Source organism: Phyllobacterium sp. P5_D12, assembly GCF_054049495.1.
Genome location: NZ_JBFUMG010000190.1, coordinates 1 through 11,155, shown reverse-complemented (window position 1 = coordinate 11,155; position 11,155 = coordinate 1). Strand labels below are relative to the sequence as shown.

The window sequence follows — 11,155 nt, the reverse complement described above, 5'->3', positions numbered from 1 at the left end:
CTGTTCTTGCCGCACGTGTTTGAAACGTTGGATGTTTGTTCATGATTGCTCAGCCGAACGTTGGCATTTCCTCGTTGTTTGGAATTGTTTTAACAGGGAACGTCCTGTTGACCAAGATGCCCGGCCTTAGATGTGATCCATTGACGCGGTGTGCCAGAGTTTCCTAACCTCTGCTACGAAGGTTCGGAGGGGAGCATGGAGATCGATTTCGGCGGCGAGGGGGAAGTCGCATTCGAGCGCCGCGGCAAGGCTGGCCTTATTCGCCTGACGCGGCCGAAAGCCTTGAACGCCCTGACGCGGAACATGGTCAGTGCGATGCATCGTGCACTTGTCGCGTGGTCGGCCGATCAGGATGTCCATTGCGTCCTTGTCGAGGGTGAGGGACGGGCCTTTTGCGCTGGCGGCGATATTCTCGCGGTCTATCATGCTGGCCGGTCCGGCCAGCCTTTTTACGAATTCTTTGCCGAAGAGTACCGCCTCAACGCCTATATCAGGCACTTTCCGAAGCCCTATATCTCGTTGATCGATGGCATCTGCATGGGTGGCGGCGTTGGAATTTCCGTCCATGGCTCGTATCGGGTCGTCACAGAAAATATCGTGTTCGCAATGCCGGAAGTCGGCATCGGCTTCTTTCCAGACGTTGGAGGAAGTGCCTTTCTTCCGCATCTTCCGGAACATTTCGGCACTTATCTTGCGCTGACGGGCAATCGCATCCGCCAGGGCGATTGCCTTCAAAGTGGCATTGCCACCCACGCCATCAAGGCGGAAAACAAGGAGAAGCTGCGGCGCAGCCTGATTAGAACCGGCAATCCCGAAACGGCACTGCGCGGCAAAACCATCAATCCGGACTATGAAACGCCCGAAAAAACCCGCGATATGATCGGCGTGCTGTTCGATTCGAAAACACTGGGCGGTTGCGTGATCCGCCTGGCTGCCGCCGGCGTAAATGGCAGCGAGGAAGCGCAAAAGCTCCTCGATCTCATCAAGACCCGTTCGCCGACGAGCCTGCATGTGACGTTCCGGCAGATCGAAGACGGCCGCGATCTCGACATGGATCAATGCATGCAGATGGAGTACCGCATTCTATGCCGCATGCTCGAAAGCCACGATCTTTATGAAGGCATACGTGCGCTTCTTGTGGACAAGGACAATATGCCCGTGTGGCAGCCCGCCAAAATTGACGATATAACGCCCGAAATGGTCGATGCCTATTTTGCATCACTGGGCGAGCGGGAACTGCAACTGACATGAATAGATTTATATGAGTGATAGGCCGACCCATCTGCCATTCGACGCGACAATGGCTCAACTCGGCTTCGTGTGGTTCCTGCGGCTTGTCTCCATCTATTGCCTCGTCGCAGGCGTCGGCTACTGGGCGCAGCTCAGCGGCTACTATGAAGGCATGCTCTGGCGCTTCGATCTGATGCCCTGGCAGTGGAAGGTCGCGACCGTCTCGCTTGCCATGCTCTATCCCGTGGCGTCGACCGGCTTGTGGATGATGGTATCCTGGGGCCCGGTCATATGGTTTGTGGCCGCATTGGGCGAAACGCTCATGTTTACGGTTTTCTCGAATTACTTTTTCTACAGGCCGCAGATCGCCATCGTCCATGGCTGCGTGGCGCTGCTTTATATTCTGTTCCGGATTGTGCTTTTTGTGCAGAAGCGTCAGCACGCAAAGCCCATCAGGTAAGTCTTCATTAAGATTGAAATTGATTCATTCGCGGTAACGCACTGTTAAGTCTGTGTTTTAAGTCGAATTTTATGCGTATTCGATAGTGTCTCCTCAACGGTGAGAAAAATACACCGAAACAACAGTGAGGCAGGTACTATGAACAACACACAGAGAAAGTCTGGTGAGAACCAGCGTTCAACACCAAGTGATACAGCATTGCGTACACTATATCTTGAAGCACTTCAGTTGGTCGAACGGTTACATCGTCGTCTGCTTGACGTGGTGAAGGATGAGTTCGACCGCAATGGCCGCAGCGACATCAATGCCATCCAGGCATTGCTGCTGTTCAACATCGGCAATGCGGAACTGACCGCCGRTGAACTGCGCAGCCGCGGTTATTACCTGGGCTCGAATGTTTCCTACAATCTGAAGAAACTCGTCGAGCTCGGCTTCATCTCCCATGAACGTTCACGCACCGACCGTCGTTCGGTCCGGGTCAGCCTGACTGAAAAGGGGACGGAAGTCGCGGAACTGGTCGCGGGTCTCTACGAACGCCATGTCGCATCGATCGAACATGTCGGTGGCATCAAGGCGGAAGAATTCCAGTCGATGAACAAGGCACTCCAGCGCCTCGACCGCTTCTGGAACGACTCTATCGCCTACCGCATGTAAGACCATGCAATCCACAGCAAAAGCCCGGCTTCGTGCGGAACGAAGGCGGGCTTTGTTTGTTTAAAGCCAAGGAGTTTCATTCCATAGATTGCTCTGATCTAAGCTCCGATGTCCGTCGTCAAAATACCATCTGGCCGCAGCCCCAATGTTCGTCCGCCTTTTGGTGTGAAAAGCAAGAGCTCGTCATCAATCTCGGGGTTATGTCCAATAATCATCGTCGCACCGAGGTCGAAGGTAAATTTAAGTTCGATTGCTGCGGGGTCAAACGCTACCGTCTCCAGATACTGACCATTGAATTCTGACAGTCGAGCATCGCGTTCCACGGTCTGCACATCATTAGATTCGATAGAGAGACCGTCCTGTTGCAGCAGCCACGTTCCTGGAAAAACGAGAAAGCTCCAACGACCACTCAACGTAATTTGCCGCTGTGCGGCCCTGCGTCTCATCTTTTCGTTCGCATTCGATGGTGCCTTGTACGGCTCACGAACGATCAGGTGGGGATCACCAAATTCTACAAATAATGCTGTACCGTGGCCTTGGTGGATGCCCCAGACCGGCTGGCCTATGATAGCTTGGCAGGCGTGGGTAATATTGGCTGGATCGTTTGGCAGTGATTGCATAATATTCTTTCCGATATATTTGTGATGGTCTAGTTGGTTCGAAGGCCGCGCTCCGATAGAGGCCTGCGTATTCCGGTGTGTCAAAAACATTCATGAATAAAATCCCTTAAATAAAGGATGATATTCCTATTATTGGTCGTGCCTCGTCAATTCGTCTTTGGTCGTATTTCGCCAGGTTTTCCGAGATATCGACGCCGAAGACACCCAGTCATTAATCCGCCATATTGCCGTGGAAATGCCACATCACATATTCAGTGAAGTTCCATAGACAGCCGGAGAGGGCTGGTCGGCATTTGAACCATCACAATTGCGCGATCAGTGCGAATGTTGCTGTTTGTTAAGAGTGTTCCTGATAATTTTCGCGACCGAGGCTGTTTTTCTTTGTAAGCGGCAGGTTGACGGCAGATTTCCAGTTGGGTTGGACAAAATATGAAGAAATTTGGATCATCAGCACTTGATCGCCGCGCCTTTTTGACTGGTGTGGCAACTGCTGGTCTTGCCGCAGTAACAACATCGGCCTTTGCACAGCAGACGGATATTGGTGAAATTCTTGCCGCTCCGCGTCGCGGTAACTGGGATGACCAGTTTGACGCCCGCTCGACGACACGCGCAAAAGTTGCCGGCTTCCAGCCGATCGCCAGCCCGGAGACGGTTTCATTTACCGAGAGCGCGATCAATACCTATAATCAGATTGTCAGCGGCGGTGGCTGGCCCACTGTGCAGCCGACGGTGAAGTTGCAGCTCGGCGTTGTTGATCCTTCCGTTCCAGCCATGCGCAAGCGCCTGATGATTTCCGGTGATCTTGCCGAAACAGCCGGCTTGTCGAATTCTTTCGACACGTATGTCGATGCCGCAGTGAAGCGTTTCCAGTCGCGTCATGGTCTCCCGGCCGATGGTGTCATGGGGCAATATTCGCTCGCCGCAATGAATGTCTCGGCCGATATTCGCCTCGGCCAGCTGCACACCAACCTTGAGCGCCTGCGCAAGCTCGCCAGCGACGATCAGGGCCCGCGCTATGTCATGGTCAACATTCCGGCAGCGCAGATCGAAGCCGTGGAAACCGGCCGTGTCGCCCAGCGCCATACAGCCATTGTCGGCAAGATCGATCGCCAGACGCCAATCCTCGACTCCAAGATTCAGGAAGTCATCCTCAACCCTTACTGGACGGCGCCAAAGTCGATTATCCAGAAGGATATCATTCCGCTGATGCGTAAGGATCCGACTTATCTGACGCGCAACAAGATCCGGCTGTTCAACGAACAGACACGCGAGGAAATTGCGCCGGAGACCGTCGATTGGAACACTGACGATGCGGTCAAGCTGATGTTCCGCCAGGATCCGGGCAAGATTAACGCCATGTCCTCGACGAAGATCAATTTCCCGAATCAATATGCGGTTTACATGCATGACACGCCGCAGCAGGGCATTTTCAACAAGCTGATGCGCTTCGACTCCTCGGGCTGCGTGCGCGTGCAGAATGTTCGCGACCTGAACGTCTGGCTATTGCGCGACACGCCGGGCTGGGATCGCCAGACGATGGAAGCGACGATCAAGACCGGCGTCAATACGCCGATCGCAGTCACCAATCCCGTGCCTCTCCATTTTGTCTATGTGAGCGCTTGGTCGACGGGCGACGGTGTCGTCCACCTGCGCGACGATATTTACGAGATGGATGGACAGGCGGCCCTGTCGATCGGAACGAACACCTGATCGGTAGCGGCCACATGCCTAACAAACAGACCGCCTTCGGGCGGTCTTTTTGTTAGGGCGGTTTCGGGCTATTGCTTTTCGCGTACCGGCCATTGGCCTTGGGTATTTAAGTATGATAATGCGCCGCRATTACCTATGAATTCCCCACCGGCAAATGAGGGTCCTGTCACCATGTCGAATGCAGATACATTTTTCAACGCATCGCTCGAAGAAATCGATCCGGAGATTTTCAGCTCCATCCGCAAGGAACTTGGCCGTCAGCGCCATGAGATCGAGCTGATTGCATCGGAAAACATCGTGTCGCGCGCGGTGCTCGAAGCACAGGGCTCGATCATGACCAACAAATATGCCGAGGGCTATCCGGGCAAGCGCTACTATGGCGGCTGCCAGTTCGTTGACATTGCAGAAGAATTGGYGATCGAGCGCGCCAAGCAGCTCTTTGGCTGCGAATTTGCCAATGTGCARCCGAATTCCGGCAGCCAGATGAACCAGGCGGTTTTCCTCGCCCTCCTGCAGCCGGGCGATACGTTCATGGGTCTCGATCTCAATTCAGGCGGTCACCTTACCCACGGCTCCCCCGTCAACATGTCCGGCAAATGGTTCAAGGTCGTCTCCTATGGCGTACGCCAGGACGATCACCTCCTCGACATGGATGCGATCGAGAAACAAGCGCATGAGACCAGGCCAAAATTGATCCTTGCCGGCGGCACGGCCTATTCGCGCATCTGGGATTGGAAGCGTTTTCGCGAAATCGCAGATAGCGTTGGCGCTTATCTTATGGTCGATATGGCGCATATCGCTGGTCTCGTTGCTGCTGGCGTGCACCCGTCTCCTGTCCCGCACGCGCACGTCGTCACCACGACGACACACAAATCGTTGCGCGGTCCGCGCGGTGGCATGATCCTCAGCAATGACCCGGAGATCGCCAAGAAGATGAATTCGGCCGTGTTCCCCGGGCTTCAGGGTGGCCCGCTCATGCATGTCATCGCTGCAAAGGCCGTTGCATTCGGTGAAGCGTTGAAGCCGGAATTCAAGACCTATGCCCAGAATGTCGCCGCCAACGCGAAAACGCTGGCCGAGACATTGAAGAAGAACGGTCTCGATATTGTCTCCGGCGGCACCGATAATCATCTGATGCTGGTCGATTTGCGCCCGAAGAATGCAACCGGCAAACGTGCCGAAGCAGCACTCGGACGGGCCAATATCACCTGCAACAAGAACGGCATCCCCTTCGATCCGGAGAAGCCTTTTGTTACGTCCGGCGTTCGCCTCGGCACACCGGCCGGAACGACACGTGGTTTCGGTGCGGCAGAATTCACCGAAATCGGCAATCTGATTTCGGAAGTTCTGGATGGCCTGAAAGTGGCCAATTCCGACGAGGGGAATGCAGCGGTTGAAAAAGCGGTTCAGCAGAAGGTCGTTACGCTGACGGACCGCTTCCCGCTCTATCCATACCTTGGATAATACGGTGGCAACAATCTCCCCGGCAGCGGGGAGATTGTTCTCCTACGTCTATTGGTTGACAGTTCGTATCGCAGGAACGCTTTAATCTCGCACCGAAAGACATTATCTTTGCAGCGATTTTAGAATCGTGTTCAGAGAGCTCATCGATGCGTTGTCCCTATTGCCAGTCCGAAGATACTCAGGTGAAAGATTCCCGCCCTGCGGAAGATGGTGCCGTAATCAGGCGTCGGCGCGTCTGTCCCGATTGCGGCGGACGTTTCACCACCTTCGAACGCGTGCAACTGCGTGACCTTTCCGTCGTCAAGAAAAGCGGCCGCAAGGTTGCTTTCGACCGCGACAAGCTGATGCGTTCGGTTGAAATCGCATTGCGCAAGCGGCAGGTCGATCCCGAGCGAGTGGAACGCGCCGTATCCGGTATCGTTCGCCAGCTGGAAAGCTCTGGCGAGCCGGAGGTCAGCTCCGATGAGATTGGCCGGCTGGTGATGGACGCGCTGAAGGGCATCGACGACATTGCCTATATCCGCTTTGCTTCGGTCTATCGCAATTTCCGCGAAGCCAAGGACTTTCACGATGTCATCGATGAGATTACCGCCGGTGACATAGCAGCCGAACCTGTCAAGGATGAATGAATCCGATGGCAGCTTCTGTTCTTGATCACCGATACATGGCAGCGGCCATTCGCTTGTCACGCACCCATCAGGGGCTGACTGGAACAAATCCCTCCGTCGCAACATTGATCGTCAAGGACGGCGTGATTGTGGGGCGCGGCGTTACCGCCATAGGCGGACGCCCGCATGCGGAAACACAGGCTCTGCTCGAAGCTGGCGAGAAAGCCCGAGGCGCCACAGCCTACGTTACATTGGAGCCGTGTGCCCACCACGGAAGGACTCCCCCTTGCGCCAATGCGCTGGTGACGGCTGGCGTGATCCGCGTAGTCTCGGCCGCAAGCGACCCCGACGAACGCGTGGCTGGTAAGGGCTATGCTATCCTGCGTGCTGGCGGCATCGAAGTCGAGGAAAACGTGCTTCGGGCAGAAGCCGCYGATTATCTCGCCGGTTACCTGATTCGATCTTCCAAGAAACGTCCGGAAGTGACTCTAAAGATTGCGCTTTCGAGAGACGGCTTCATCGGCAGCAAGGGGCACGGGCAGGTTGCGATCACCGGTCCGGTATCGCGCGCGCAGGTTCACCTCATGCGGGCCGAGTCCGATGCGATCCTTGTCGGTATCGGGACGGTTCTCGCCGATGATCCGTTGCTGACGTGCCGTTTGCCGGGCCTGGAGGCCCGTTCTCCTACCCGCATCGTGCTCGATAGCCGGCTTCGTTTACCGCTTGATAGCTCTCTTGTCAGAACTGCTGGCACTGTTCCGGTTTGGATCGCCGCCAATGCAGAGGCTGATTCAGCCAAACGTCAGGCATTGGAGGCTGCTGGTTGCCGCATCCTAGCGACCGAAACCGATTGCGGTGCGACCGCACTGCCGGAGCTGCTGGACGATCTTGCGGCACAGGGCGTAGCAACGTTGATGGTTGAAGGTGGTGCGACCGTCGCAAGCTCGTTCCTGCAGGAAGATCTGGTGGATCGTCTGGCCCTGTTCGAAGGTCTGTCTGCAATTGGTAGTGAAAGCGGGGTTGTAGTGCCTGCACTGCAATCCCATATGGCTCGTGGTTTCAACCTGTCACATGAATATCGCTTCGGTGAAGATCGCTACAGCGAATATGTCAGACCTCTCTAGGGAATCGCGGATGTTTACGGGAATTGTAACGGATATTGGCAGGATAGGTCAGGTGAAGCCGCTCAATGAAGGCGTGCTACTGCGTGTCGAGACCAATTACGATCCGGAAACGATCGAGATCGGTGCATCCATTTCATGCTCCGGCGTTTGCCTCACCGTAACGACCCTTCCCGAAAGAGGCTCCAATGCGCGCTGGTTTGAGGCCGAAGCCTGGGAAGAAGCGCTGCGACTCACCACCATATCCGGCTGGAAGACAGGAACACGCATCAATCTCGAACGCTCGCTGAAACTCGGTGACGAGATGGGCGGCCATCTCGTATCCGGCCATATCGACGCAATGGCGGAAATCATCAAGCGTGAGGACGAGGGCGATGCCGTTCGTTTCACACTGCGCGTGCCCGGGCAACTTGCACGGTTCATCGCACAAAAAGGTTCCGTCGCGCTTGACGGTACGTCGCTCACGGTCAACGGTGTCAATGGCAACGAGTTCGATGTTCTCCTCATTCGTCATTCGCTGGAGGTGACCACTTGGGGCGACCGCAAGGTTGGCGACAGGGTCAATATCGAGATAGATCAGATGGCGCGATACGCTGCACGGCTTGCAGAATATCCGAAATCAGCCTAGGACCTGAACCAACAACTAAAGAGACCTTTTGAAATTCACCTTGACAGGTTAGCTGATGCGGTTTTCGAGAACCGGGGCGCAGTGAACTTTTGGGTTCATGAGCACCGGAGCGCAGACAATCGCTTCAGATGACCATCGGGATGGATTTATTCCCTTCGGAGCTATCATGTCGAAAAAAAAGGCGCGTGCGCCACATCTGTTGATCGTGGAAGCGCGATTCTATGAAGATTTGTCGGATGCCTTGCTAAATGGTGCAAAATTGGCCCTCGATGAAGCCAATGCCACCTATGATGTTGTTACCGTTCCCGGCGCACTCGAGGTGCCAGCTGTCATTTCCTTTGCGCTTGATGGTGCGGAGGATGGCGGGACCGAGTATGATGGTTATGTGGCGCTGGGCACGGTCATCCGCGGCGAGACCTACCATTTTGATATCGTCGCCAATGAATCCTGTCGCGCGCTGATGGACCTTGCTGTCGAGGAAAGCATTGCCATCGGTAACGGCATTCTGACTGTCGAGAATGAAGAGCAGGCATGGGCGCGCGCACGGCGTGAAGACAAGGACAAGGGTGGCTTTGCGGCACGCGCTGCATTGAGCATGATAGCCCTCAAGGACAAGCTCGGAGCCTGATCGATGCCTTCTCCAAAAGACGAGCAAAGCCCTCTCGTGAAGACCGCGAATAAACGTGGCGTTGCTCGGCTGGCTGCAGTTCAAGCCCTCTATCAGATGGATGTAGCGGGTACAGGCGTGCTTGAGGTCGTGGCTGAATACGAGGAACACCGTCTCGGCAAGGAAGTCGATGGCAAGCAATATCTCGATGCCGATCCGCAATGGTTTCGCGCCATTGTTTCAGGCGTCGTTGCCGATCAGACTACGCTGGACCCAATGATCCGTCAGGCTCTGACCGAAGACTGGCCGCTGTCACGTCTTGATTCGACGCTGCGTGCRATCTTGCGGGCCGGCATCTGGGAACTGAAGAACAAGGCTGATGTCCCAACGGCTGTCATCGTGTCGGAATATGTCGACATCGCCAAGGCGTTTTATTCGGAAGAAGAACCAAAGCTGGTCAATGCTGTTCTGGATCGACTGGCTTTTGAACTTCGCGGTGAGAGCAAGGGCGTTAAAGGCCCACGGCGTTAAGAGAATTCTGATTTTCTATTTTGAGTCGTGAGGGCGATGATGCTTGGGGGGTACTTCCAATCATAGAAAAGTACAGCGCCTGCAAGAATTAAACCTGCCACGGGCATTATAAAAAACGAGAGCATTTGCAGAGTGGTCACGGCCTCTCCTCTTGAGGAAAGTGCTTGCGCTGTAGTGTATGATACCTGCAACAACGATACAAATGGTGCTGACAGAAGCCAAGAGCAATGTCGGTCCGGTAGGACCATATAGAGCCGACACCATCGGAGCTACGCCACCAACTGCAAAAATCGCGAAGCCTACGCTGTTCACGAACGTCGCAAACAATTGGACTCGTTCGTTATAAATTGCATCCACGCATTGTCTCACACAACTACTACGCCGCCTTGAACATTGGCCTGCCATCCGTGCGGCGGCAAGCCCTACTTTCGTCTTGCGTTTCGCTAAGATGCGAAAGACCTTGACGTTTTCACATTTGCTTCGCTACTCCTTACACATACGGTCGCGTTTCTGCCGGCCTGGCGGATTTCTTTGTGTGCCGTACCGAACATGACCCGGGGAGGGGTTTTTCCGGTCAAAATCTGAGGGAGTGGCATGACAATACTGTTTTTGGTCATTGCCTGCGGTCTGCTGTCTATTGTCTACGCGTTTCTAGCCACCAAATCGGTGCTCGCGGCGGACCAGGGCAATGCGCGCATGCAAGAAATCGCCGGTGCAATTCGTGAAGGCGCACAGGCATATCTCACACGTCAGTACACCACGATCGCCATCGTCGGCGTCGTCGTCTTCCTTGCAGTCTGGTTTCTGCTTACCGGAACGGCTGCGATCGGCTTTCTGATTGGCGCAGTGCTGTCGGGGCTTGCCGGTTTCATCGGCATGCACGTTTCTGTGCGTGCCAACGTCCGTACTGCACAGGCCGCATCTCGCAGTCTTGCGGCGGGGCTTGAAATCGCTTTCAAGTCAGGCGCGATTACCGGCATGCTGGTCGCGGGTTTGGCCTTGCTAGGCGTGTCCGTCTATTACTGGATACTGACTGGACCAATGGGTTATGGGCCCGCCGATCGCACTGTGATCGACGCGCTTGTCTCACTCGGTTTCGGCGCCTCTCTCATTTCCATTTTCGCGCGTCTCGGCGGTGGCATCTTTACAAAGGGTGCTGACGTCGGCGGTGATCTCGTTGGCAAGGTCGAGGCTGGTATCCCTGAAGACGACCCCCGCAACCCTGCAACGATCGCCGATAATGTCGGAGACAATGTCGGCGATTGCGCCGGCATGGCAGCCGATTTGTTCGAGACTTATGCGGTGACGATCGTCGCCACCATGGTTCTCGGTGCAATCTTTTTTGCCGCAACGCCCGTCCTCAGTGCGGTCATGCTCTACCCATTGGCCATCTGCGGCGCGTGCATCGTCACCTCTATCGCCGGCACGTTCTTCGTCAAGCTTGGCGCCAATAATTCCATCATGGGTGCTCTCTACAAGGGGCTGATCGTGACGGGGCTTCTGTCGATCCTCGGCCTTGCGG

12 protein-coding genes are annotated in these 11,155 nt (G+C 55.2%); 11 read left to right on the top strand and 1 reads right to left on the bottom strand.

Annotated elements, in window-relative coordinates:
* Nucleotides 1-195: 195 nt before the first annotated feature.
* The 3 genes from ACXJ5O_RS13950 to ldtR all read left to right on the top strand — a co-directional run bounded on the left by ACXJ5O_RS13950 (nt 196) and on the right by ldtR (nt 2,344).
* Nucleotides 196-1,251 (top strand): enoyl-CoA hydratase/isomerase family protein, encoded by a 1,056-nt coding sequence (locus tag ACXJ5O_RS13950; protein WP_457300408.1) that lies wholly within the window; start codon nt 196-198, stop codon nt 1,249-1,251.
* A gap of 10 nt (nt 1,252-1,261) precedes the next feature.
* Complete coding sequence (locus ACXJ5O_RS13945) at nt 1,262-1,690, top strand: DUF6163 family protein (protein ID WP_112530829.1); 429 nt, start codon at nt 1,262-1,264, stop codon at nt 1,688-1,690.
* 138 nt (nt 1,691-1,828) lie between these two features.
* Entirely contained in the window at nt 1,829-2,344 is a 516-nt protein-coding gene (ldtR, locus tag ACXJ5O_RS13940; RefSeq protein WP_457300407.1) for a transcriptional regulator LdtR, read from the top strand.
* Nucleotides 2,345-2,442: 98 nt separating this feature from the next.
* On the opposite strand, the gene ACXJ5O_RS13935 is transcribed toward ldtR, so the two are convergent.
* On the bottom strand, nt 2,443-2,964 hold the full coding sequence (locus ACXJ5O_RS13935; RefSeq protein WP_457300406.1) for a hypothetical protein: 522 nt from the start codon (nt 2,962-2,964) through the stop codon (nt 2,443-2,445).
* A gap of 429 nt (nt 2,965-3,393) precedes the next feature.
* Here ACXJ5O_RS13935 and ACXJ5O_RS13930 point away from each other — a divergent pair, with 429 nt between their 5' ends.
* The 8 genes from ACXJ5O_RS13930 to ACXJ5O_RS13895 all read left to right on the top strand — a co-directional run.
* Nucleotides 3,394-4,674 (top strand): L,D-transpeptidase family protein, encoded by a 1,281-nt coding sequence (locus tag ACXJ5O_RS13930; protein WP_457300405.1) that lies wholly within the window; start codon nt 3,394-3,396, stop codon nt 4,672-4,674.
* Nucleotides 4,675-4,845: 171 nt separating this feature from the next.
* A complete protein-coding gene (gene glyA / locus ACXJ5O_RS13925) occupies nt 4,846-6,138 on the top strand; it encodes a serine hydroxymethyltransferase (RefSeq protein ID WP_457300404.1) in 1,293 nt (430 codons plus the stop codon).
* Between the two features lie 146 nt (nt 6,139-6,284).
* Nucleotides 6,285-6,767, top strand: coding sequence for a transcriptional regulator NrdR (gene nrdR, locus ACXJ5O_RS13920; protein WP_112551308.1), 483 nt, complete (start codon nt 6,285-6,287; stop codon nt 6,765-6,767).
* On the top strand, nt 6,764-7,870 hold the full coding sequence (gene ribD, locus ACXJ5O_RS13915) for a bifunctional diaminohydroxyphosphoribosylaminopyrimidine deaminase/5-amino-6-(5-phosphoribosylamino)uracil reductase RibD (RefSeq protein WP_457300403.1): 1,107 nt from the start codon (nt 6,764-6,766) through the stop codon (nt 7,868-7,870). The genes nrdR and ribD overlap by 4 nt, the downstream gene beginning before the upstream one ends.
* A gap of 10 nt (nt 7,871-7,880) precedes the next feature.
* Nucleotides 7,881-8,495 carry a riboflavin synthase gene (locus ACXJ5O_RS13910; RefSeq protein ID WP_271893662.1) on the top strand — a complete coding sequence of 205 codons (615 nt, stop codon included), beginning with the start codon at nt 7,881-7,883 and terminating at the stop codon, nt 8,493-8,495.
* A gap of 166 nt (nt 8,496-8,661) precedes the next feature.
* Complete coding sequence (locus tag ACXJ5O_RS13905) at nt 8,662-9,123, top strand: 6,7-dimethyl-8-ribityllumazine synthase (protein WP_457300402.1); 462 nt, start codon at nt 8,662-8,664, stop codon at nt 9,121-9,123.
* A 3-nt stretch (nt 9,124-9,126) separates the two neighbouring features.
* Nucleotides 9,127-9,633 carry a transcription antitermination factor NusB gene (gene nusB, locus ACXJ5O_RS13900; protein ID WP_112530836.1) on the top strand — a complete coding sequence of 169 codons (507 nt, stop codon included), beginning with the start codon at nt 9,127-9,129 and terminating at the stop codon, nt 9,631-9,633.
* A gap of 594 nt (nt 9,634-10,227) precedes the next feature.
* Nucleotides 10,228-11,155, top strand: a 928-nt coding sequence (locus ACXJ5O_RS13895) for a sodium/proton-translocating pyrophosphatase (RefSeq protein ID WP_457300401.1), incomplete at its 3' end; no start/stop codon positions are given.